21 protein-coding genes and 1 pseudogene are annotated in these 22,970 nt (G+C 40.1%); 10 read left to right on the plus strand and 12 right to left on the minus strand.

The window, feature by feature from the left end; translation table 11 throughout:
- Positions 1–74: 74 nt before the first annotated feature.
- A complete protein-coding gene (locus A6J60_RS02465; protein WP_096064593.1) occupies positions 75–278 on the minus strand; it encodes a hypothetical protein in 204 nt (67 codons plus the stop codon).
- Between the two features lie 89 nt (positions 279–367).
- Here A6J60_RS02465 and A6J60_RS02470 point away from each other — a divergent pair, with 89 nt between their 5' ends.
- Both A6J60_RS02470 and A6J60_RS02475 read left to right on the plus strand, forming a co-directional pair.
- Entirely contained in the window at positions 368–754 is a 387-nt protein-coding gene (locus A6J60_RS02470; RefSeq protein ID WP_096064594.1) for a helix-turn-helix domain-containing protein, read from the plus strand.
- Between the two features lie 11 nt (positions 755–765).
- Entirely contained in the window at positions 766–1,191 is a 426-nt protein-coding gene (locus A6J60_RS02475) for a hypothetical protein (protein WP_227526172.1), read from the plus strand.
- 79 nt (positions 1,192–1,270) lie between these two features.
- On the opposite strand, the gene A6J60_RS02480 is transcribed toward A6J60_RS02475, so the two are convergent.
- The 5 genes from A6J60_RS02480 to A6J60_RS02500 form a co-directional block, all read right to left on the minus strand.
- Positions 1,271–1,954: a C39 family peptidase gene (locus A6J60_RS02480; protein WP_096064596.1), complete on the minus strand. Its 684-nt coding sequence runs from the start codon at positions 1,952–1,954 to the stop codon at positions 1,271–1,273.
- 66 nt (positions 1,955–2,020) lie between these two features.
- Positions 2,021–2,500 (minus strand): DUF2059 domain-containing protein, encoded by a 480-nt coding sequence (locus A6J60_RS02485; RefSeq protein ID WP_096064597.1) that lies wholly within the window; start codon positions 2,498–2,500, stop codon positions 2,021–2,023.
- Between the two features lie 59 nt (positions 2,501–2,559).
- Entirely contained in the window at positions 2,560–2,931 is a 372-nt protein-coding gene (locus tag A6J60_RS02490) for a hypothetical protein (RefSeq protein WP_096064598.1), read from the minus strand.
- A 389-nt stretch (positions 2,932–3,320) separates the two neighbouring features.
- The gene (locus A6J60_RS02495; protein WP_096064599.1) at positions 3,321–3,647 is read right to left on the minus strand and encodes a hypothetical protein; all 327 of its coding nucleotides are present in this window, start codon (positions 3,645–3,647) and stop codon (positions 3,321–3,323) included.
- Positions 3,648–3,767: 120 nt separating this feature from the next.
- Positions 3,768–4,736, minus strand: a complete 969-nt coding sequence (locus A6J60_RS02500; protein WP_096064600.1) for a transporter — start codon at positions 4,734–4,736, stop codon at positions 3,768–3,770.
- Positions 4,737–5,051: 315 nt separating this feature from the next.
- Between A6J60_RS02500 and A6J60_RS02505 the strand changes: the two genes are divergently transcribed.
- The gene (locus tag A6J60_RS02505; RefSeq protein ID WP_127891425.1) at positions 5,052–5,747 is read left to right on the plus strand and encodes a hypothetical protein; all 696 of its coding nucleotides are present in this window, start codon (positions 5,052–5,054) and stop codon (positions 5,745–5,747) included.
- Positions 5,748–5,863: 116 nt separating this feature from the next.
- Entirely contained in the window at positions 5,864–7,168 is a 1,305-nt protein-coding gene (locus A6J60_RS02510; protein WP_096064602.1) for a hypothetical protein, read from the plus strand.
- 348 nt (positions 7,169–7,516) lie between these two features.
- Here the strand turns inward: A6J60_RS02510 and tkt are convergent, their stop codons facing one another.
- Together tkt and serS are read right to left on the minus strand one after the other, a co-directional pair.
- The gene (gene tkt, locus A6J60_RS02515; RefSeq protein WP_096064603.1) at positions 7,517–9,517 is read right to left on the minus strand and encodes a transketolase; all 2,001 of its coding nucleotides are present in this window, start codon (positions 9,515–9,517) and stop codon (positions 7,517–7,519) included.
- A 68-nt stretch (positions 9,518–9,585) separates the two neighbouring features.
- Positions 9,586–10,872 (minus strand): serine--tRNA ligase, encoded by a 1,287-nt coding sequence (serS, locus tag A6J60_RS02520; RefSeq protein WP_096064604.1) that lies wholly within the window; start codon positions 10,870–10,872, stop codon positions 9,586–9,588.
- Positions 10,873–11,298: 426 nt separating this feature from the next.
- Between serS and A6J60_RS02525 the strand changes: the two genes are divergently transcribed.
- Both A6J60_RS02525 and A6J60_RS02530 read left to right on the plus strand, forming a co-directional pair.
- Positions 11,299–11,970 carry a YcxB family protein gene (locus tag A6J60_RS02525; protein WP_096064605.1) on the plus strand — a complete coding sequence of 224 codons (672 nt, stop codon included), beginning with the start codon at positions 11,299–11,301 and terminating at the stop codon, positions 11,968–11,970.
- Positions 11,971–12,350: 380 nt separating this feature from the next.
- Positions 12,351–12,821 carry a Dps family protein gene (locus A6J60_RS02530; RefSeq protein WP_096064606.1) on the plus strand — a complete coding sequence of 157 codons (471 nt, stop codon included), beginning with the start codon at positions 12,351–12,353 and terminating at the stop codon, positions 12,819–12,821.
- 136 nt (positions 12,822–12,957) lie between these two features.
- Here the strand turns inward: A6J60_RS02530 and A6J60_RS02535 are convergent, their stop codons facing one another.
- On the minus strand, positions 12,958–14,427 hold the full coding sequence (locus A6J60_RS02535; protein ID WP_227526039.1) for an SLC13 family permease: 1,470 nt from the start codon (positions 14,425–14,427) through the stop codon (positions 12,958–12,960).
- A 386-nt stretch (positions 14,428–14,813) separates the two neighbouring features.
- On the opposite strand from A6J60_RS02535, the gene A6J60_RS02540 reads away from it, so the two are divergent.
- The 4 genes from A6J60_RS02540 to A6J60_RS02555 all read left to right on the plus strand — a co-directional run bounded on the left by A6J60_RS02540 (position 14,814) and on the right by A6J60_RS02555 (position 18,118).
- Complete coding sequence (locus A6J60_RS02540; RefSeq protein WP_413772356.1) at positions 14,814–15,545, plus strand: AzlC family ABC transporter permease; 732 nt, start codon at positions 14,814–14,816, stop codon at positions 15,543–15,545.
- The gene (locus tag A6J60_RS02545; RefSeq protein ID WP_096064607.1) at positions 15,535–15,894 is read left to right on the plus strand and encodes an AzlD domain-containing protein; all 360 of its coding nucleotides are present in this window, start codon (positions 15,535–15,537) and stop codon (positions 15,892–15,894) included. The genes A6J60_RS02540 and A6J60_RS02545 overlap by 11 nt, the downstream gene beginning before the upstream one ends.
- 203 nt (positions 15,895–16,097) lie before the next feature.
- A complete protein-coding gene (locus A6J60_RS02550) occupies positions 16,098–17,519 on the plus strand; it encodes an aspartate ammonia-lyase (RefSeq protein ID WP_096064608.1) in 1,422 nt (473 codons plus the stop codon).
- Positions 17,520–17,722: 203 nt separating this feature from the next.
- Positions 17,723–18,118 carry a hypothetical protein gene (locus A6J60_RS02555; protein ID WP_096064609.1) on the plus strand — a complete coding sequence of 132 codons (396 nt, stop codon included), beginning with the start codon at positions 17,723–17,725 and terminating at the stop codon, positions 18,116–18,118.
- Between the two features lie 96 nt (positions 18,119–18,214).
- Here A6J60_RS02555 and A6J60_RS02560 read toward each other — a convergent pair whose 3' ends face one another.
- The 3 genes and pseudogenes from A6J60_RS02560 to uvrB form a co-directional block, all read right to left on the minus strand.
- On the minus strand, positions 18,215–18,832 hold the full coding sequence (locus A6J60_RS02560) for a hypothetical protein (RefSeq protein WP_127891426.1): 618 nt from the start codon (positions 18,830–18,832) through the stop codon (positions 18,215–18,217).
- Positions 18,833–19,025: 193 nt separating this feature from the next.
- Positions 19,026–20,144 (minus strand): annotated as a pseudogene (gene ald / locus A6J60_RS02565) (alanine dehydrogenase).
- Between the two features lie 349 nt (positions 20,145–20,493).
- On the minus strand, positions 20,494–22,611 hold the full coding sequence (uvrB, locus tag A6J60_RS02570) for an excinuclease ABC subunit UvrB (RefSeq protein ID WP_096064611.1): 2,118 nt from the start codon (positions 22,609–22,611) through the stop codon (positions 20,494–20,496).
- Positions 22,612–22,970 lie beyond the last annotated feature (359 nt).

A 22,970-nucleotide genomic window follows, 5' to 3' on the forward strand; every position in this document is an offset into this window, starting at 1 on the left:
CAGCCTGTTTATTCAATTGTTGATAGATTTTTTTAGTCCATAACCCCCTCCTGTTTGCGCTGTGTTTTATCGTACTAATCCTTATGATTTATCCTTTGAAATTCGCTGGATAGATAACCTGATGCTTGTAACTCTTTTGTGATAAGCATTGCTGATTGGGCATCTAAACTTCGCATATTATCTAAGCAGTATTGTTCATATGCTTGCCTGATATGAGATGAGGGCAAACGCACTAAAAATGGCTTTGCCCGCTGGGTTGTCTTAGCTCTAACGCTCATGGCATAATCTCCTTGTAACACTTTGTTTATTGCACTAACATAATGTATGTTAATCATACGATTAATTAATGTCAATAGGATTTAATCTTTTGAGTAATTTATTCTTGGCAGAAGAGCGTTCACGGCTTGGCTTAAAGGCAAAAGATGTTGCTGACTATGCAGGTATTGCTATTCCTACTCAATCTAACTATGAGCAGGGTAAACGGTATCCTGATGCTCAGTATTTAATCAAAATTTCTGAATTAGGATTTGATATTAATTATGTCATAACTGGTAGACGAGACAGTCTTTTGTTATCAACACAAGAAAAGCTACTTATTGAACTATTTAGGCAGGCATCAGAGTCTGTGCAAAAGCATGTTATAACTGGCTTGATGTATGGTGAGCAAGCACAAGCAACAGGTACTGGTAATACAATAAGTGTAGGGGATGGTAATACAGGTAGTATAGCTGGAAGAGATATTAAGCTTAAGTAGGAGGTTTTTTGATGCACAACCATGTAACGGTAGGAAGCAATAATCATGGGAATGTTTGCGGGGGTGATTTAACTATTAATTCAATGCTTCCCTGCAAGAACGGCGATGGTATGCTGTCTTTTGAGGATTATCAAAGAATGCCGTACTGTAATAAATGTATTGGTGTTTCAAGGTATCGTAATGAGCAACGTTTTCACTTTTATAGCCTTTTAGCGGGCTTGGTAATAAGTGCATTAGTGATTGCGCTTCACTTGATTGTCACGGGTGGTTTACCAAGGTTTTTATTGCCAATGTTTAAAGACAACTTTCTAGCACCTCTAGTGGTACCTGTGCTTTCCACAGCAATGCTGGCAGTAGTCATTTTGTTGATATGTGCTATTTTTTCTAAAAGATTAGCTGATAGGTATAACAACCAATATTTTTCTTATCATAAGTAGCTGAACCCAGAAGCTAGCTATAAGGAAGTTTTTCAGTTTATATATAATTAGCTGTTTTTTAAAGAGTAATAAGATCAGTTTACATAAACGGACGGAATAGCTCAGGACTTTGTCTTAATAATTGCTGTGTTTGCTTTACTTGCATAAAGCCAATATTGGTATTAAGCTTCTGATCATTATTAGTGGGTAGTATCAATAAAACGCTACCTTTTAAATTGTCATCTGAACGTGTATGCCACATATCTTCAAACTGCTTGCGTGTTAACGTTCGATTACCCCAGCTTGAATCTGCTAGTACAATATGGGTGTCGTTAATGGCTTTAATAACACTAAAGTGATCGCTACGTTTATGGTTGACATAGACAATGGCAGGTATTTTTAATTTTTTTAATGAGTCGTAATTGGTTGCTATACCTTTGGCAGTAAAGCCATATTTTTGACTAACCTCTGCTAGATCTTGAAAAGATGCCATCATATCTGTTAACTGCATATCTTCTAAAATCTGTTGCTCAGAAGTCGGCGTATTATAAAAGTAGGTTAATACCGTTGATAGTGATGATGCACCGCAAGAGTAATCTAAATCCTGTTTAACAACCCCAGCATCACGCATTTGCTTCCAAGTCGTTATGGGAATATCAGACACTGTACCTGCACTGGTATTTAACACTATAGGCGCAGCAGAAGTACTAATGGGCAATGTAAGTGCTAAAAAGAAAGGCACTACTTGTGATATTTTCTTACCATTATTTGAATAATTAATCATAAATAATGCCTATCTAACTTAATACCAGTGATAAATTCAAAAACGCGCTTAAACTAACGACATAGATTAATCCAGCATATCCATTTCAACCAAAGTTTGTTGAATCATCTGTTCAGAGATTTGACTTTGTTGTAAAGCAATACGTTCCGTTAACAACCCCATCTTATTAGCTAATGATTTGCCTATCGGGGAACTATATAACTCAATCAGAGCATTTAGTTCATCAGTGGATAATACTTGTGCATAAGTAGAAGCAAGTTGAGCTTCATAGTCGTAGTTATCCATTTTTTTTGATAGTCTGTCAAAAAACTCATCAGGCATATCAATCATATTACTACGCATAGACTCTATGACGAATTTATTGGCTTGCTTGAAACCTTGTTTAGAGCCATCCATATTAATAAGTTTGCGAGCAAGGGCTACTTTTTGACTGTCTTGTGCTTGAAAAGCTACGGCGGCATGACTTACTTGAGTGATGGATAAGCCAGATAGCATAAGCGTGGCTGATAAGAATAAATGTTGACAAGTTTTAGTTAAAAATGACACTTTTTACTCCTTTTTAAGTCCTTATATTAGATAGCAATGAGGTTTTAATTTTAAAGGATCTAAAGTTTATAAATAATATCGTAGCTTAAACTCAATTTTTGATTGAAATCAGCTTGTATGTAATCTTTATTAGTTATTAGCCTCAAAGCGTTATCACAGGCTTCTTTTTCACCCATCTTATTTTTTAGATGCATAACAGACCAGTAAGCTTCATTATTATCTAGTGATGTTAGCTTTTTAAGCAAGCTTAATCCACTTTCAGATAGTTGATAATATTGATTATCAAGACTGGCAAACATACTTTGCGTATAATCATATCTTATATAAGCAAAGAAATTTTGAATCTTAACGTACTCTACGAATTTTAAGTAACGTTCTTTTGGCAAAAACTCCGCTTGTTGTTTTGAGATAATGATATTAATGATTGTCATAAATATTGACAGTTTCCAATGGTAAAGTTAGAGCATCAACTTTATCTAGAAAGTACCAACGTATTACCAATAGGGTGAATATGAATAGTCCCCCGTAGAACATATCATTACTGTAAAGATAACCAGTATAAAATGCTAGGATTATCGAAACAATTGAGGATAATAATGCATTGGTCTGGATCAAAGAGTTGCAATTTGAGCATTTATAGGGCTCAAGCTTTTTAAACATTAATGGATTGATGACTTTTTCATTGCAACGTGGACATTTTCTTTTTATCATAATTTTATAAATGTTTAAATCTATTAGAATAAGAAGGATTCTAAATATTTACTTTAAAATCCTTCTTATACATACTGTATAAACAAATAGCTTAACTAAGAGATCGTTACTATCTATTGCTTAAACTTTTACCTGTGGAATAAGTACCATATACTAAAGCTGCATTAGATATATAATGCTTAGCGAGCTGACTAGTTACAAAACGACCACCAACGTTTAAAATAATCGGAATAAAAGCACCCTCGGTCTCTTCCATTTCTTGATTAGTCATAGCCATAACTTGAAGGTCTTGACTATCATCAAACGCATAGCTTAAATCAGCAGATGGTTGAACTGCTAGATTTGAGGTAGTTTGAATATTTTCTGAAGCCATTGCTGATACACTTAAGCCCAAACCAAGTGTTGTTGCAGTAGCGATTTTAGTTAATTTTTTCATTACACTTTCCTTATGATTTAAGTTTTCAATGACTGTTGCCCTTATACACTGGCGGGGCAACTGGTTTAATTTTAAGATGGGTAGTTAGTCCATCTGCCAGAATTTGAATAAAGCTAAAATTTATTGAGTCTGTTGTTTATGTTTTCGATACTGCTCCGAGATAGGGGGTGGCAACTTACCTAGCTTGGTTGTCATACCTAATGACAAAGTACTGCCTGAATCACCAGATACCGCTGTGCGCAGGTTGGCGGTTAAATTGCTTCTTTCATTTAAAGCATACGCCAAGCCTACGTTTAGGCTTGTTTCAGTATATTTAGCACTAGAGATATCAGAGTTATCAAATTTATCTCCTTTCACCATACGCCAGCCAACACCTGTATTTAACGTGATATCAGGATTAACTGCGAACCCTACCGAACCATTTAATGAAAATACATCACCAATATCAACTTTACCTATCGACTCTTTAAAATCTCGATTGCCGTTATATTGATACGTGCCTGTTAAGCTAAGTGCTATCGGATCATTGACAGTATAAATGGTACTACCAACAAGAGCAGAAGTTAGATAGTCTGACTTAAGTCCTTGCGTATTATCATAAACAGATAACTCGGTAAAAACTAAACTATCAGGTAAGCTATTATGGTTTTTAGTCAACTGATATTGGGTAGTTAATAAGATGTCTTGAAATCTATCATCACTTTGGGTCGTTACCTTACCGTTGTGTTCAAGCCTCTGCTCCAAAGTTAAGGCATTTGCCTTTACACCCACTTCCCAGTCTTCAGTTATGCCATAACGCAACCCAAGTGTTGCAATTAAATTATCAGTATTTACTTTCCCTTCTGTCGGCATATTAGGAATAGTGATGCTGCGGCCATCACCCAGATCAATATTGGTTGAGCCTTGAGATAATAAATTGGAACTATTTTGATTAAAGTAGCTCACAGTTGTATCTAGCTTAAATCTTCCCTTATCAGTGGTTAGGCTTTCAATAGTAAGTGGCAAGTCTGCATGACTGTAAGGCGCAGTCAGCAAACCTGCCGTGTTAAGCAAAATAAGATGAATAACAAATTTGGGATACTGAGCCATTTTATATCCAATGTTTAAATAAAGTTATGATTGTTAGATGTGAGTATTAACGTTCTAATACGTCTGCTAAATAATAATCATTCCTAATTAAGATGATAGTATTAATCCTGTTAGTGATTGTCAATAGTCATTCAAGAAAATTTAATTCAGGCTATCAGTTAAATCAATAATGATAATATATTTATTGCTTATGATAGCCTATCTAAATTTAGTGTAAACATTGGGCATGGATTTAACGATAAGAATAACTGGTCACCTCACATAATAATTGATGGATATGTTGATGAGAATGTGCACTATATTGATGACACACCTTTGTCTTTTGCAGAATATGAGAATCAACAAAACTATCTAGACCTGCAAAACGCAGACTACGAAACGTTTATCCGCTTTATTACGCATCCGAATATCGCTAATAAGCAACAAAATAATTATGACTTAGATATCTATAAAAAATATCCTGCTAAAAACTGGATAGATGGCGATTTCAATAAGCTTTTAGCGTTTTATCAGCGTTTTTTCAAAGAGTCAGATAAGTTATGGCAAACATACTCTGTTGCTGAGTTGGATGCTATGTTGCAATATATTTTAAATGGTCTTAAGCATGGCTTAGACAAACTGATATACGACAGTCGCTTGTCTTTTGAGAAGCGCCAAGCCGTTATTGAATCAATTTATGATTTGTATGCCAAGCTGTTTATTCATGATTCTATTGGGCATCATCGGCATATGTTGTGGGATGGTCTAGCCTATAGCTATTCGCATGGCTCGTTTAGTTATTATCTTGATAAGAATGACACTGTAGCCTTGCAGAACGTGATGTTTGATACCTTAACTAAAATTTTAAAGATTGATTGTGAAGCCTGCCAAAATGGTGCTTTACACGGTCTTAATCACCTTCACCATCCTGATACTGAAACGGTGATTCGGCAATATTTAAAGAGCCATCCTGATTTAGATGAGGATGATATAGCGTATGCTGAGGCGTGTATTACTGGTGATATGATGTAGATATGAGCTTTTGTTAAATCAAATGAGTGCCTTGTAGATTATATTTTGCACCTGTGCTACGCTCAACTTTCGATGTTCTCTGCTTGCTTTATCTTATTTTACGGGATATTTAAACGATGAGAGATGAGTTTTCATTAGAAGCACTAAAAGATAAAATACATTCTCCGAATACAGCAAACTATTTTGAGGAGGTCTACTCCTGTTATGTACATGGTAACTATAGGTCAGCTGTAGTTATGTTATGGTCAGTCGTAGTTTTAGACCTTGTAGAAAAATTGAAGTCACTTGAAGAGGTTTATAGGGATGACGTGGCAACAAAAATTTTAGAAAAAATTGAAAAGCTTAAGAAGGATAATAGTAAATCTTCAGCTTGGGAGCTTGAGCTAGTACAAGATATCTACAAGCATACAGATTTAATAGATATTAGCGAAATTAAAAGCTTAGAGTATTTGCAACAACAAAGACACTTATCTGCTCATCCTGTATTAGAAGGACTAACAAGGCTATATGTTCCTAATAAGGATACTACTAGAGCACTAATAAGAAATGCTTTAGAGATAATATTTCTTAAACCACCAGTTTATACGGATAAGATACTAGAAAAAATACTAAATGATTTATCTGAGAACCAAGAGCTTTTTTCAAGTCTAGAAGAGTTACAAGAATATGTCGAACATAAGTATTTATCTCGTCTTAGTCCTAAAACAAAATTAAAACTATTTGAAATATTTTGGAAGTTCGTTCTGAAGTTAGATAACGAGGATACCAATGCTAACAGAAAAGTTAATCTTAGATTCCTAATAATCTTAGCATTAGATAACTTAACTGAAGTTGAAAATATAATAAAGAGTAAACCTGAGTCATATAGTGCTATAGAAAATGAAATTAAATTTACATCACCCCTAATTGTATTCTTAGCTAGAGTACCCTCTATTTATCCATTATTAGCCCCTGACCTCCATATTATCCTTAACAAAGCAATTGAAAAGCGTAAAGTTTGGCAAATAGGAGCATATTTCAATAAAGATAACCTAGTAGAACATTACGACCATATAGATAAGTTTATTGACGAAGAAATGAATGTGGAAAAAATTGGTTATAATATATGGAATAGACTAAATACAGTGTCGACTAGCAAAGAAATGCAGGATAGGCTCCATAGGGCAATATGCAAATACTATTACAAAAGTCAGAACTTTGATAGTGCAGACCATGCTTGTTCTAACGTAATTAAATTCATGAATAATTTTAGCATAGAAACTTTTAAATATTTACTTGAAAATGCAGAAAATAACGATCAGACCTATGGAAGAAACCAAGCAGGGGCAGACTATAAAATAATCAAGGATAAGATTCTAGAAAAAGATAGTTCTTTCGATTTTACGCCTTACCCTCACTTCATTAGTACTGTTGATGAATAAACAGACATCTCGCATGACCTACATATACTTCTTATCCGTTCGAATAAAATACTACTAATGCTGCACCGAAGGAGCGGTTTAGCCGTGACAGTAGCGGATATACTTGTGCAACCACTGGCTTGCAGTGACTTGGCTAGGAGTGGTCGCTCGAATGTTGGAACACTACTCGCCTATAGTCACTGCGCCAGTGGGTGTGCAAGATAGTAGCGAATGGCGGGAATAGCTAAAAATAAATCTTAACCTTAAACCGACCATAAAAAAAGAGTTGCCAGATTATCTGACAACTCTTTTTTTCGTTACATTGAATGCTGGGCTAAAGCCTCAGCCTACTCAATTACTTCTATAACTTTATTTGACTAAGCTTGTGACAGCGTCGACCACAGCGTCTGTCGTGATACCAAACTCTTCGAACAGCTCAGCAGCTGGTGCAGACTCACCATAAGTGGTCATGCCGATCACTTTACCGTCTAAACCAACAAACTTATACCAGTAATCAACGTGCGCTGCTTCAACTGCCACGCGAGCACGGATATTTGATGGTAATACAGACTCACGGTAATCGCTGCTTTGCGCCATAAACACTTCAGCACATGGCATAGATACCACTCGTACACCAATACCCTGATCGCTTAGCGTATTATAAGCATTCATCGCTAAGCCAACTTCTGAACCAGTCGCAATAACGATCGCTTGCAGCTCAGATTTTTCTTTAGCCAGTACATAACCACCTTTAGCGATGTTAGCCACTTGCTCGCTATCACGCGTTTGATGTGGCAGACCTTGACGGCTAAAGATAAGCGCAGACGGTGTGCTGTCCGCTTTTAATGCTTCTGCCCAAGCGGTTGCAGACTCAGTGGTGTCACATGGACGCCAAGTGTGTAGATTTGGCGTGCTGCGTAAGCTGGTTAACTGCTCAACAGGCTGATGCGTTGGGCCATCTTCACCCAGACCGATTGAGTCATGAGTATAAACATGAATTACGCGCTGTTTCATCAATGCGCCCATGCGTACTGCGTTACGCGCGTATTCCATAAACATCAAGAAAGTAGCCACGTAAGGGATAAAGCCGCCATGGATTGCGATACCGTTGGCAATCGCTGTCATACCAAATTCACGTACACCGTAATAGATGTAGTTACCATCAGCGTCAGCCTCAATACCTTTTGCGTCTTTAAATAGGGTTAAGTTTGAACCTGCTAAGTCAGCAGAACCGCCCATAAGCTCTGGTAGTAATGGCTGGAAAGTATTGATAGCGTTGAAGCTGGCTTTACGGCTAGCAACATCTTCGCCTTGATCTTGACACTGCTGGATGTATTCTTGTGCTTTTTGTTCAAAGTCAGCTGGTAGCTCACCATTTAGGCGACGCTCAAGCTCAGCTGCAAGCTCTGGGTAGGCTTTTTTGTAAGCTTCAAAGTCTGCTTCCCAGTTCTTTTGAATCGCATCGCCTTTTGCTTTGGCATCCCATGCTTCATAGATTTCGTCAGCCAACTCAAATGGTGCATGTTTCCAAGCCAGCTCATCACGGGTTAACGCGATTTCATCATCACCAAGTGGTGCACCGTGGCTTGACGCTTTACCTTGTTTGTTCGGGCTGCCGACACCGATAATAGTTTTACAAATGATTAAGCTTGGCTTGCTGGTTTCTGCTAAAGCTTCTTCCGTTGCTTTGGTGATTTCATCAGCGTTGTGACCGTCGACTTTGATTACTTGCCAGCCATAGCTTTCAAAACGCTTCTGGGTGTCATCAGTGAACCAACCTTCAACGTCACCATCAATTGAGATGCCATTGTCGTCGTAATAGAACACTAATTTGCCTAGACCTAATGTACCGGCTAGCGAGCATACTTCGTGGCTGATACCTTCCATCAAGCAGCCATCGCCTAAGAAAGCATAAGTATGGTGGTCGATGATGTTGTGGCCGTCACGGTTAAACTGAGCCGCTAAGGTTTTTTCTGCGATAGCAAAACCAACCGCGTTAGCAATACCCTGACCTAATGGACCCGTGGTAGTTTCAACACCTGGGGTGTAACCAAGCTCTGGGTGACCTGGTGTTTTAGAATGCAGTTGACGGAACTGTTTTAGATCTTCAATGCTCACATCATAGCCGGTCAAATGTAGCAATGAATAAATTAACATCGAGCCATGGCCGTTTGATAATACAAAGCGGTCACGGTTTGGCCACTGTGGATCGTTAGGGTTGTGTTTTAAAAACTTACGCCATAATACCTCAGCAATATCTGCCATGCCCATTGGTGCGCCTGGGTGCCCTGAATTGGCTTTTTGAACCGCATCAAAAGAAAGCACGCGAATGGCGTTGGCGAGTTTGCGTTCAGATATAGGTGTCGACATAGTAAATCCTAGGTTTTGGTGGACTATTAAACTAAAAGTTAAAGGTTAATACTGACTTAAATTTACAGTTAAACTGAAATGGTTTCAGCCCCGCCCATGAATGGACGTAGTACTTCAGGAATAGTGATGCTGCCATCTGCATTTTGATGGTTTTCCATAATCGCAAGTAATGTACGACCAACTGCTAGACCTGAACCATTTAAGGTATGCGCTAACTGTGTTTGCTTACCGTCTTTAACGCGAGTACCCATACGGCGTGCTTGGAAATCACCACAGGTTGAGCAGCTTGAGATTTCACGATACGTATCTTGGCTTGGTATCCACACTTCGATATCGTATGTACGGCGAGCACTAAAGCCCATATCGCCAGTACACAGCTTGACCACACGATATGGCAGCTCTAATTGCTGCAAAATGTCTTCTGCTTGCGCGGTCATTTGCTCAAGTAACTCATCAGACTGCTCGGCTGTACCGATATTGACCATCTCAACTTTTTCAAACTGATGCTGACGAATTAGACCACGGGTATCACGGCCATGTGAGCCAGCTTCACTTCTAAAGCAAGGCGTGTGCGCTGTAAATTTAAGCGGTAAATCTTTGGCTTCTAAACGCTCACCACGCACCAAGTTAGTCATTGGCACTTCTGCGGTTGGGATTAGATAAAAGCCCATGCCTTCATTGTTGGTGTGGTTGGTTAGCTTAAATAAATCATCTTCAAATTTTGGTAACTGACCCGTACCTTGCAAGCTGTCAGAGTTCACAATGTATGGCAGATAGCATTCTGTATAGCCATATTTTACAGTGTGCGTATTTAGCATGAACTGAATCAATGCACGGTGTAGTTGCGCAAGCTGGCCGGTTAATACGTTAAAACGACTGCCGGTTAATTTAGCGGCTGCTGCAAAGTCAAGCATGTGCAGCCCTTCACCAATGTCAGTATGGTCTTTAATGTCAAAATCGAATTGACGCGGCGTGCCCCACTTACGTACTTCAACGTTGTCCTCTTCTGACTCACCTAAAGGCACATCATCGGCAGGAATATTTGGAATTTGCAGGGCGGCTTGATTGATTTTATCTTGCAGTGCTTTTAGGTCTTCTTCTGCTTGTTTAATCTCACTGCTGATATTTTGCATCTCAGCCAATAGCTCACTGGCGTCTTCGCCATTTTTCTTTAATACACCCACTTGTTTGGCGCCGGCATTACGCTTGGCTTGCAAATTCTCGGTTTGTACTTGCAATGCTTTGCGTTCTGACTCCATTTGTTGCCAAAAATCGACGTCCAACTCATAACCACGGCCAGCAAGCTTTTGTTTTAGCTCAGTTAAATCTTGGCGTAATAACTTAGGATCAATCATGCAGCACCTTTTTTTAAGTGTATTAGACTTTTAAAATGTATTTTAAGTAGATTAGACAATGCCTTATCAAGCATATCTAACAGATGACTATCAAATAAAAACAACCGTAAAAATAATGGTGACTATAATACCAAGACCTGACATTTTTGACCACGTTTAAACGCAGATAAGTTTACAAATAGCCGATAAAAGTAGACAAAATAGTCCAAATCACAGGCTAAGACACCTAAGCTTTGGCTGAAACTCAATATTTTTGTGACTCACACACGGCTTAAACGTTTCAATTGACCCCAGTTTTCGGTAAGATAAGCCTATCTCTATAACAAGTTTCTGTGACAAGCGTCATTTGCATCAAAATCAGGCACAATGGCGGCTTATCACTGTCTTTTTAGTTTCGCTTTTTTAATATCCTATTCGAGTAATTATATGGCTCTTTACCCTTACACCTTACAACCTGTTGATATCAACTTAACCGAAGAAGAATTTCACCAAGCTCAGTATGAGTTATTTGAGCAATCACAGCCCTCTTTTGGCCTATCTGGCATTAAAATGAAAGAGTGGATTATTATGGCGATTTTTACCGCCATCGGTATCGCAGGCATTGTTTTCGTCAAAGGCTACTCAACCTTTATCTTTTATCTGATGTTGGTATTGGTTGTGATCTATATCTTGATTCGTACCCTTGGCATGAAGTGGTATGTTAAGCGTGAATTTGAAAAGCAGATGGCTGAGCAAGAAATGCCAGATGAAATGAAGCAGTTAAAGCTTGGCGTGCAAAAACATGGTCTAATCATGAGCATCCCTGCGCCAAATGCAGGCCTACAGCCAAAAAACAGTGGCATGTCGAAATCAATGCGTGGCAGCTTACAGATGCGTGCCGCTAACAATCAGCAAGCGGTTATTCCTTGGACCTCAGTTAAAAGCTGGGAAGAGACCGATGATTACATCTTTATGATGTTTGAAATGCAAGGTCAGCAAGGCAGCCAAATCATTCCAAAACGTTTAAAAGCGCAAAAGTTCCCGGTTGATACCGTTCGCACTCACCTGCAAGAAGTCATTCCTGAAAAAGGCTTAAACATGCAGGCATTAGGTCAGTAAACCATTTAAGCCAAGCCGTTCGAATTGAAGGCAGACTATTTAATAAGCACACGCTATTAGATAATCTGCCTTTTTTAATAGCTAACATATTAAAACCGTTGGTTAGAATGGGTTGGCTTTACTTTTTGATTTGTAAAATGTCATTAAGCTGACACCTTATATTGGTTAAGATAGTAGCTAATAAGAAAAAAGCTAAATTAAATATAGAAGTTTAATTTATAAAACCTATCACAAAATTCAATACATTATATTTAACTAATACACCCTGTTTTGCTACTATTATAGGTGTTGAAGGATATAGGTGTTGACGTATTGAGGATAAGCGTAGCAACGCCCTTAACACACGAAAATCTTAACTAACTAAAATAAGGATAAAAGTTATGTCTACTAATCAAATCGGTCTAGAGAAAAAAGATATGTCAGCGGTTATCGAACAACTAAATAACCTACTTTCTACTTATCATATCTTTTATATTAACGTTCGCGGCTATCACTGGAACGTAAAAGGTCCACACTTCTTCTCACTACACGAAAAGTTTGAAGAACTGTATACCGACCTACAGGTTCAAATTGACGAAATTGCAGAGCGTGTACTAACGCTAGGCGGTACCCCACTACATGCATACAGCGACTTTGCTAAGCACAGTGGTATCCAAGAGCACAAAGATGTGTTCTCTGGTGAAGACTGCGTAAAAGGTGTGGTTGCTGGCTTACAAGAGCTAATTGCCGAGCAGCGTAAAGTATCTGCTGTTGCTGAAGAAGCAGAAGACCAAGGTACTGCCGACTTAGTTGACGACTATGTACAAGAGCAAGAAAAACTAATCTGGATGTACAATGCTTTCTTAGGCTAATAGCTTGTTGTTGGTCAGATGCTTGTTTAATTAATAAAGCATAAAAAAATCCCCCATCAGCTGATGACGGGGGATTTTTGTTTTTAGCTATAAACTAATTTTTCGTATTAAGTTTCTTATTAAACGATGGCTGCGGTTATAGCAAGATGAAATATGCCCAGCAAGCCACAACTAGTGAAGCCACGATATTTAATACAACACCAACACGTACCATTTCAGACTGCTTGATCAGACCGGTACCAAACACAATCGCATTCGGCGGCGTTGCCACAGGTAACATGAACGCACACGATGCACCGATACCAATAATCATCACCAGCACCTCTGTCGGTAAGCCCATTTGCTCGGCAATGGCCACAAACACAGGCACTAATAAAGCAGCTGAAGCGGTATTCGAGGCAAACTCAGTTAAGAAGATAATAAAGGCGGCAATCACAAGCATTACTAAGAATAGCGGCGTTGTCATTAACGCATTGGCAACCGTCTCACCCATTACCAATGATGCGCCTGACTGCTTCAACACGTTAGATAAAGCAATACCACCACCAAATAGCATGAGGACGCCCCAGTCGGTATTATCAGAAACCTGCTTCCAGGACACCAACCCTAAGCTGACCACAGCTACCGCTGCACTAAGTGCAATAACAGAGTCCATCGAACTAATGTCTAGATACTCACCCAACTGCTTGCCGAATATCCACGAAATCGCTGTTGCTAAGAATACGATGATGGTCAACACTCGTGGCTTGGTCCACTCAATCTTAGCTTTGTTGATTTTATCAATTTTGACATTCAGATTTGGCTTTAAAACCAAGTACATCACGCCTAATAATAATGGCGTTAATACAAAGGTTAGCGGCAGACCAAACTTCATCCAGTCAATAAAAGACACATCTAACGCTTTGGCAGCAATGGCGTTTGGCGGTGAACCAACAATGGTACCCAGTCCACCCAAACTTGCTGAATACGCAATACCCAATAATACGAAGACAAAGGTGCCTCTGTCTTTTTCACGGTCAACTTGCGACAACATACCAATCGCTAATGGCAACATCATTGCCGCCGTTGCAGTATTAGAAATCCACATCGATAGCAAGGCTGTGGCTGCAAAGATAAGCATTACCGCATTACCCAATCGACCGCCTGCCATAGAAATTAGCCCAAGTGCAATCTTCTCATCTAAGCGCTGCACATGTAACGCCGCTGCCAACGCAAAGCCACCAAAGAACAGATAAATGGTGGGGCTCGCGAAGCTGCTTAACGCGCTTTTGGTATCAAAATCAGGAATACCAATTGCCACGCCGACAATAATGACCAAAATAGCAGTAATGGTCACATGCAAGGCTTCGGTTAACCACAGCACACCGATAAACAGCAGCATGGCCAAGCCTTTGTTAACATCAACATCAAAAGGCAACATGTTAAATGCCAAAATACTAGCAATGGCCGCTATGGCTGTTATCACCAAGCCTTTAACCGTTCCTTTTGGGAAAGTATCGGTAAACAAATACTCATTACCATCCTGAGGAATATGAGCATCTAAACTATCCGTCTCTTTGACGACATTAGGCCGTAGTTCCGACCTGTTATTATTTGGCTCTTTCATATCATTTCCTTATAAAGATCAAAGTGCTTGCTTGAACAGCAGGCAGTTGCGGTATTTAAAATCTTTATCAATAAGACAGCTCTAGGTGAAACTGTCCAACAGGGGTATACTTTGCTAGGTTACTACTCACTTTTATGACAAATTAATGACATAATGATGTCTGGATTAGACAGTTAAAACCAATTGCCATCAGTCCTAAACCGCCATCCATAAGGCGTTCACTCATTATCGCTAATCGCTATAGAACGAGCCGTTCGAAAAAGTAGCTGTAACATAACAGTAACGTTATTATACATTGTATAAGAATAAAGGCGCATTGAACATTACAAAATCAGCTTAAAAATCAAAAAACATCAGCTTAAAAATTAAAACCAGTAGGATAGCCTGTGACAACTCATTCTAAAGACCTCTCTTCAGCACCGGCCAGCACCCACGATTGGGCGACTGGCTTCAAAAAAAGTTTACCCGTTGCCATGGGATATTTACCTGCAGGTATCGCCTTTGGTGTCCTCGCTCAAGTCGCCGGTATTCCGGTGTGGGCAACCATCATGTTAAGTGTGGTGTTATACGCCGGCGCGGCACAATATGCCTGCCTGCCAATGTTAAGCGCAGGCTTACCTATCGGCACCATGGCCTCAAACATTGCCGCCATCAACCTACGTCATATCTTCTATGGCACTCCTCTATTACATGCCTTACCAGATAATAAGTTGGCCAAAACCTACTGCTTATTTGCGTTAACCGATGAGACTTTTTCGGTGATGACCAGTCTGCCGAGTGAATCACGCCGTGCGTTGATACTACCCATCAGCTTGTTTAACCAATCCTGGTGGGTATTGGCAGGCGCGATCGGGGTGATGATTGGTACTGCACTCAATGATATGGTGCCGCATTTAGATTTTGCGTTGGTGTGTTTATTTGCCATCTTAGCGTATGAGCAGTTTCAAAGTATCAAACGCTACTACCCGATTGCCATCGCCGTCATTGCATTAATTATCGCCTCCTTTTTTACCGAAAGCTGGCTGTTATTGACCGCTATTACGCTGTGTACGCTATTAATTCTGGCACGCAGTGCTTGGATTGAGCGTGCGGTAAATGGAGGTGGCCATGACCAGTAGTTATTTAATTTTGGCAACTTTTGCGATGGCCGGTGTCACCTTTATCACCCGAGCGCTACCGGCATTGATCCCAAAAAGACTGCTAGATACACCTTGGCTGCATCGACTTAATGAAAGTTTACCGTTATCAGTAATGGTTTTACTTATCTTAACCAGCCTGTCTTATCAGGACTTGTCTGCCAAAACGGGACTACAAAGCGCAGAGCTGCATCTACTACTGGCACAAATTGGTGCGCTGCTAATGGTATTGCTGGTTTATCATATTAGCCGACAGTTGTTGGTTTCTATGATTGTTGGCATTGCTGCAGTGAATGGTTTTTTATGGCTATTTGCGACGCTTTTTGTATAGATTTTCTTAAAATTAAATACATAACAGGCTAAAAATATTGATAGCAACTTCAAATTTTAGTTTTTTAAAATCAATGAATTAGCGCTTATGTATAACCTTTATTTATCAAAGCCATCAAAAGTATTTGTTCGACTTATTTATTTTTAAATATATGATATTGTATAAGGCTTAATCTAAGACTTCTGACTAGGATGACTATAAGTATGAGTACCTCTACCCGTCAAGAATACGACCTACTTGGTGAACGTGAGATTCCCGCTGATGCCTATTACGGCATTCAAACGCTGCGTGCTTATGAGAATTTTAATATTAGTGGCAACCGCTTACACCAGTTCTCTCCCTTTATTCGCGCTTTTGCAACCGTAAAAAAAGCGGCCGCCATTGCTAACCATCAAGTGGGTGTTTTGGATGGCAAATTAAAAGATGCCATCGTTGCTGCCTGTGATGAGCTGATTGCAGACAAGCTTCATGACCAGTTTATTATTGATATGTTCCAAGGTGGCGCTGGCACCTCGACCAACATGAACGTCAACGAAGTCATTGCTAACCGTGGTCTTGAAATCATGGGCCACAACAAGGGCGAATATAAATATCTGCACCCAAACAATCATGTGAACTTATCACAGTCTACCAATGACTCTTACCCAACGGCTCTAAAGCTGGCACTAGACCATTACTGCGATGAATTATTACAAAAGATGGATGTGCTGCTTAAGAGCTTCTTGAACAAAAAACAACAGCTGGGTGACCGTCTAAAAATGGGCCGTACTCACTTGCAAGACGCGGTACCGATGACAGCAGGTCAAGAGTTCAATGCCTTTGCAACCATGATTAAAGCTGAAAAAGCACGTATCGAACAGGTTCGCGAACATCTGTATGAAATCAATATGGGTGCAACCGCGATTGGTACCGGTATTAATGCGCCTAGCGACTATCCTGAAACGGTTGCTTCGGTATTGGCAGAACTGACTGGCAAGCCTTTTTATACCTCAGAAGACTTAGTACAAGCCACTCAAGACACCAGTACCTACGTTTCTTTATCAGGTAACTTACGCCTACTTGCCACTCGCCTATCTAAGATTGCCAATGACATCCGATTGCAGTCTTCAGGCCCACGTGCCGGCCTAGGTCAGTATCGTATTCCACAAATGCAGCCAGGCAGCTCGATCATGCCAGGCAAAGTTAACCCCGTCATTCCAGAAGTCGTTAACCAAGCGTGTTTTCATGTAATGGGTATTGATCACGCCATCGCTATGGCCTCTGAAGCAGGTCAAATGCAGCTTAACGTGTTCGAACCTGTCATGGCCTTCAACCTATTTACTGGAATGACCATGCTCGGTAATATTTGTGAGACTTTCGCTACTCGCTGTATTGATGGCATTGAAATGAACGAAGATTATTGCCGTCAGCAGGTATTGAGTAATATCGGTCTGGTTACTGCATTAAACCCACACTTAGGCTATGAAGTCTCTAGTCGTATTGCCAAAAAAGCGCAAGAAAATGGCGGCAGTGTGTATAACATCGTCCTTGAAGAGAAACTATTAGATCAAGAAACTCTGGATCAAATTATCTCTCCTGAAAACATGGTTTATCCTTTATTAAAGGGCAAAAAGATGCAAGGCTAATAAAGCTGATGCATAAAAAGCTTAAAGGATAAGCAAAAAAGTGTTAAATTAAAATAAATAAAGTTATGGCTTATAAACAGAGGCTATCGATTGATATTCTCTGTTTTTTAAATCCACTGTTTTTTTAAATCATCTATTTTTTAAGCAGCCTACTTTTTATTCTCAATATTCCATTCCTCAATATTCCATTCTAAGGACCTTGCATGAAACCACTTATCACCAGCATCGCATTATTAACTACTCTAGCCTTGTCTGGCTGCGCTACCACTGGCGGTACAACCAATGGCAATACCACCATGGGTAATGCGACCAATATGGGCATGAATATTTTTAAATCTGCTGTCGATGCCCAGTGTCGCAGCGAGTTAGAAAAACAAAATGCTTGGCGCGTTGCCCGTGTTGCCATGAACACTGAGCAAGAAGAAGCGGCTAAGACCAAAATCTGTGGCTGTGTTAGCGAACAAGCACCACAGCAAGTGACTGTCGTTGAATTAGCAGAAGCGGCGATGGACACCACTTATCGCTCACAGCTAGTCACTAAAGTTGTCGCTAAGTCACTACAAAGCTGCTATGCAAGCTTCACTAAGCCAAGCGCTTAATGATTACCCTCATACTAAAAGCTAACTGTTTACAATAAAAAAAGCCCAGATAGATATCTGGGTTTTTTTATTTAAGTCATCCAAGCCTAGTTGAGCTTAATCAGGAGATGTAGCATGGACAATCCCTGCCGCACCAATCCAAAGCAACTGCAATGGTAGCGTCACGACATCAATTGCGACAGAAGCCGGCAATAACATTAGTTCACCGTAATCTCGATAAGTCTTTTCACCTTGTTGTCTTATCTCTACGTGGCGGCCTTTCTGAAGCGAGTAATTTGCTTTGTCCGAAGCTCTGGTTTTATATAATTCACCTATTAATAATACATCACAATCGTAATAAAGCTTTGGTTTCCATGACTCTGACTTTTTGCTGTTACACATACGATTTAGAAGCTTTTTCTCTTCATCGCTATAGTTTTCATCACTTTTTTTGTATTCAAATGACAGATGGGTCTGAATACTATTTTCAGTAATTCTATCGACATAGACCGTCTTTGGTAGCTTTAAGTATTGAGGATTGAGTTGAGTCATTAACTCTACCTTATCAATCCCTTCATTAAGTACATAAGAGTATTTATCACCTAGCAGTACCATTTTTTTATCATCACCCTCACTGGTACTATAGCCAATATTTCTAATGACATCATCGTCTATTTTAGTATACGTTGTTTTGGTTCTTTCTCTTGTAGCCTGACCTGTAGTTATCAAGGTCATACAGCTTGTCAAAGATAGGGATAACAGACAACAGGTTAGTACTGATAGTGTTTTATTGAAGGTTTTATGCATCGCACTTTATTCCTTGCACTTTATTCTTTTATAGGAGCTGCCTTTATAAATATTAAACACCAGAAAAAAGAGTGAGTCGTCATTGACTCACTCTTATAATATCGCTTTATTGCCATAAATACTACTGTTCAAATACCGAGCTTAGCGCTTTATAATCATAGTCAAGCGCTTCTGCGACCGCTTCATAAGTCATATGCCCTTTTGCAGTATTAACACCTTTTGCTAGCGCAGGATTGTCCACACAAGCTTTTTCAAGGCCTTTATTGGCCAGCTGTAACACATAATTTAAAGTGACATTAGATAAGGCCATGGTTGAGGTGCGCGGCACACCGCCTGGAATATTGGCAACCGCATAATGCACCACGCCATGTCTGACATAGGTAGGATCATCATGAGTAGTGACCTTGTCTGTGGTTTCAAACACACCACCCTGGTCAACCGCAATATCAATGACAACACCGCCATCATCCATCTGCTTAATCATATCCTCTGTGACCAGCTTAGGCGTTGATGCGCCTGGTATGAGCACCGCACCAATCACCAGATCACTGTTTTTGACACTTTCCGCAATATTGACCTTATTCGACATCAAGGTTTGGATATTATTACCAAACATCTCAGACAGCTCTTTTAGACGCTGTGGGTTTAAGTCTAGAATGGTGACATCAGCGCGCAGTCCAATGGCAATTTTTGCCGCTTCTGTCCCTGATACACCGCCACCGATAATGGTAACTCTACCTTTTTTAACCCCAGGGACACCGCCCAATAAAATACCTTTACCGCCATAAAAGCTTTGTAAATATTGAGCACCAATTTGAGTACTCATGCGCCCTGCAATCTCACTCATTGGGGTTAATAGTGGCAACGAGCCATCATCCAACTGCACCGTTTCGTAGCCTAAAGCCGTCACTTTATTATCAATCAATACTTTGGCCAAATCTGGCTCATTGGCTAAGTGTAAATAAGTAAATAAGATCAGCCCTTCAGTTAAGTATTAAAATTCTTCTGGCTGTGGCTCTTTTACTTTGACTACCATATCCACTTGCCAGGCCTGTTTTGCGCTATCAACAACAGTCGCCCCTGCCTGCTTATAATCGTCATCAGAAAACTGTGAGCCTAAGCCTGCATCAGTTTCAACAAGTACCTCATGGCCTTGATCAACCAATACTTTGACACTGTTTGGCGGCAATCCAACTCGATTTTCATTATTTTTAGTTTCTTTAGGGATGCCTATTTTCATAATTATTGCTCCTTATTGGTAATCATCTAACCTAACTTATTCTCCATTTAAATTTAGCCTAGCAAACAACCTAACTAAGATAAAGTAAACAGTCTTCCTAACAGACAAAACACTAACACTCAGACTACCAATCAATTACGCAACTGTCTTTTATTATTGAACTCAGATGATTGCACTCAGTAAGTTATTAGCATTATAAAGATAAGCATAAAAATGTAGGTATAAAAATCTAAGCATAAAAAAAGCGCACCATAGATAATGGTACGCCTTTAACTGACTGACTATGTATGATTAAAACGTTTACGGTAATCAAGCCGTCATCATGACCGCCTAATCACCACAGGTTCAGCTATTGCACGATATAAGTTCTTAACTCTAAAACGGTATCACGAATCTTCGCCGCCTCTTCAAACTTAAGCTCACGTGACAGCTGCTTCATTTGTTTTTCTAAGCGATTAATCTCTTTGGCCAACAAATCAGGACTGCGTAAAATCTCAATATCCACATCAGGCAGACCGGTACTGGTTGGGATTGATTGGTTGTCATTGACATCCTGTTCATCTTCACCGGTATCAATCTTATCGGTAATGCTACGCGTTGCTGATTTTGGCGTAATACCATGCTCTAGGTTAAAGGCAATCTGCTTTTCACGGCGGCGATCGGTCTCTTCAATCGCTTTTTCCATACTTGGCGTAATGCGATCAGCATACAAGATGGCCTTACCATTTAAGTTACGTGCGGCACGACCAATGGTCTGAATCAATGAGCGCTCAGAGCGCAAGAAGCCTTCTTTATCAGCATCGAATATCGCAACAAGCGACACCTCAGGCATATCAAGACCCTCACGCAGCAGGTTAATCCCGACTAACACATCATGTACGCCAGTACGTAACTCGTGGATAATCTGCATCCGCTCAACGGTATCGATATCTGAGTGTAAATAAGCCACTTTGACATCATATTCTTTCAGATAATCGGTCAAATCTTCCGCCATGCGCTTGGTCAGCGTGGTAATTAACACCCGCTCATTAACTTCACGGCGCTTGGTAATCTCTGACAACACATCATCAACCTGAGTTAATACCGGACGGATCTCAATCTCAGGGTCAATCAGACCGGTAGGACGCACTACTTGCTCAACCACTTGCTCACTCTGCTCTAGCTCATATTGAGCCGGTGTGGCTGATACAAAAATCGTGGTCGGTTTAATACGCTCCCACTCTTCAAACTTCATTGGGCGGTTGTCCATGGCACTGGGCAGTCTAAAGCCGTAGTTCACCAAGTTTTCTTTACGGGAACGGTCGCCTTTATACATCGCACCGATTTGCGGCACAGTCACATGCGACTCGTCAATAAATAACAACGCATCCGGCGGAATATAATCAAATAAAGTTGGCGGCGCTTCCCCAGATGGACGACCTGATAAATGCTGCGAGTAGTTCTCAATACCATTACAGTAGCCGAGCTGCTGAATCATCTCCAAGTCATACTGAGTACGCTCTTTGATGCGCTGTGCTTCAATCAGCTTGTCATTATCACGGAAATACTTTAATCGATCTTCAAGCTCTGCTCGGATGGTCTTGCTGGCCGCTTCAAGCTTCTCACGTGGGGTTACATAGTGCGACTTTGGATAAATGGTAATACGCGGCACACTACGCACCGTCTTACCGGTTAATGGGTCAAACCAGCTGATCTTTTCAATTTCATCATCAAACATGCTGATGCGTACCGCTAACTGTTCGGATTCTGCTGGATAAATATCCAAAATCTCACCACGTAAGCGATACGTACCACGCTCAAAATCTAACTCATTACGGGTATATTGCAGCGCCACCAAACGTTTGACTAAAGCTTTGCGATCGACAATGTCACCAACTACCAAATGCAGCAGCATTTTTAGGTAACTTTCTGGATCACCAAGACCATAAATCGAGGACACCGAAGAGATAATAATCGCATCACGGCGCTCCAATAAGGCACGCGTTGCCGACAGGCGCATTTGGTCAATATGATCGTTAATGGCACTGTCTTTTTCGATAAAGGTATCACTGGCAGCGACATAAGCCTCTGGCTGATAATAGTCATAGTAACTGACGAAGTACTCTACCGCATTGTGCGGAAAAAAAGACTTAAACTCACCATACAGCTGAGCGGCCAAAGTCTTGTTATGCGCCATAATAATGGTTGGGCGCTGACATTCACTGATGACTTTGGCCATGGTATAGGTTTTACCAGAGCCGGTTACCCCAAGCAGTAATTGAGCATCCATCCCCGACTCAACGCCTTTTACCAACTTTTCAATGGCTTGCGGCTGATCACCAGCTGGCTCGAAGTCGGTGACCATTTCAAAGGCACGGCTCGATATCTGGGTACCCGAGACGTTAACACCGGTAATCTCTGCTTCATCTTGCAGCTGAGTGGCGAGTTGATTTAATTGTCTTGACGATCTTGGTTCTGGCATGCGCATAGTTATTGTCTTTTCTTTATCTAAGTTTCGTTATTTAAGTTTCTTTATTTAAATAATTTGAATAAGGTTTAATTTTTTATTGTCTGGACTGTCTTATATAACTGAGTGCTTTTAAAATTAGTTGCTTTTAAGGTTTGGGTGTTAGTTAGCTTATTTATGGGGGCAAATTTTAACTTTTAAAGCCGTAACAGGTGTTTGACATAGCCAATGACAGCCTAATAAAAGGCGCTAAACTCAATGCAATCCGTGGTCATTTTAACAATAACTCAAATACCCGCTGCGCTACTCACTTCAACAATTCAGTAATACCCCAATTACCCTATAATCACTCTAAGAACTGTCATAAAAAAAGACGACAA

This window comes from Psychrobacter sp. FDAARGOS_221 (genome assembly GCF_002313155.2).
GTDB lineage: Bacteria > Pseudomonadota > Gammaproteobacteria > Pseudomonadales > Moraxellaceae > Psychrobacter.

Excerpts from the sequence above, each read along its gene's own strand:
- A6J60_RS02480 (WP_096064596.1), bottom strand. The coding sequence starts at position 1,954 with ATGATTAATTATTCAAATAATGGTAAGAAAATATCACAAGTAGTGCCT.
- A6J60_RS02535 (WP_227526039.1), bottom strand. The coding sequence starts at position 14,427 with ATGAAAGAGCCAAATAATAACAGGTCGGAACTACGGCCTAATGTCGTC.
- uvrB (WP_096064611.1), bottom strand. The coding sequence starts at position 22,611 with ATGCGCATGCCAGAACCAAGATCGTCAAGACAATTAAATCAACTCGCC.
- A6J60_RS02495 (WP_096064599.1), bottom strand. The coding sequence starts at position 3,647 with ATGAAAAAATTAACTAAAATCGCTACTGCAACAACACTTGGTTTGGGC.
- A6J60_RS02550 (WP_096064608.1), top strand. The coding sequence starts at position 16,098 with ATGAGTACCTCTACCCGTCAAGAATACGACCTACTTGGTGAACGTGAG.
- A6J60_RS02490 (WP_096064598.1), bottom strand. The coding sequence starts at position 2,931 with ATGACAATCATTAATATCATTATCTCAAAACAACAAGCGGAGTTTTTG.
- A6J60_RS02475 (WP_227526172.1), top strand. The coding sequence starts at position 766 with ATGCACAACCATGTAACGGTAGGAAGCAATAATCATGGGAATGTTTGC.
- A6J60_RS02545 (WP_096064607.1), top strand. The coding sequence starts at position 15,535 with ATGACCAGTAGTTATTTAATTTTGGCAACTTTTGCGATGGCCGGTGTC.
- A6J60_RS02525 (WP_096064605.1), top strand. The coding sequence starts at position 11,299 with ATGGCTCTTTACCCTTACACCTTACAACCTGTTGATATCAACTTAACC.
- serS (WP_096064604.1), bottom strand. The coding sequence starts at position 10,872 with ATGATTGATCCTAAGTTATTACGCCAAGATTTAACTGAGCTAAAACAA.
- A6J60_RS02555 (WP_096064609.1), top strand. The coding sequence starts at position 17,723 with ATGAAACCACTTATCACCAGCATCGCATTATTAACTACTCTAGCCTTG.
- A6J60_RS02465 (WP_096064593.1), bottom strand. The coding sequence starts at position 278 with ATGAGCGTTAGAGCTAAGACAACCCAGCGGGCAAAGCCATTTTTAGTG.
- tkt (WP_096064603.1), bottom strand. The coding sequence starts at position 9,517 with ATGTCGACACCTATATCTGAACGCAAACTCGCCAACGCCATTCGCGTG.
- A6J60_RS02560 (WP_127891426.1), bottom strand. The coding sequence starts at position 18,832 with ATGACCTTGATAACTACAGGTCAGGCTACAAGAGAAAGAACCAAAACA.
- A6J60_RS02530 (WP_096064606.1), top strand. The coding sequence starts at position 12,351 with ATGTCTACTAATCAAATCGGTCTAGAGAAAAAAGATATGTCAGCGGTT.
- A6J60_RS02500 (WP_096064600.1), bottom strand. The coding sequence starts at position 4,736 with ATGGCTCAGTATCCCAAATTTGTTATTCATCTTATTTTGCTTAACACG.
- A6J60_RS02510 (WP_096064602.1), top strand. The coding sequence starts at position 5,864 with ATGAGAGATGAGTTTTCATTAGAAGCACTAAAAGATAAAATACATTCT.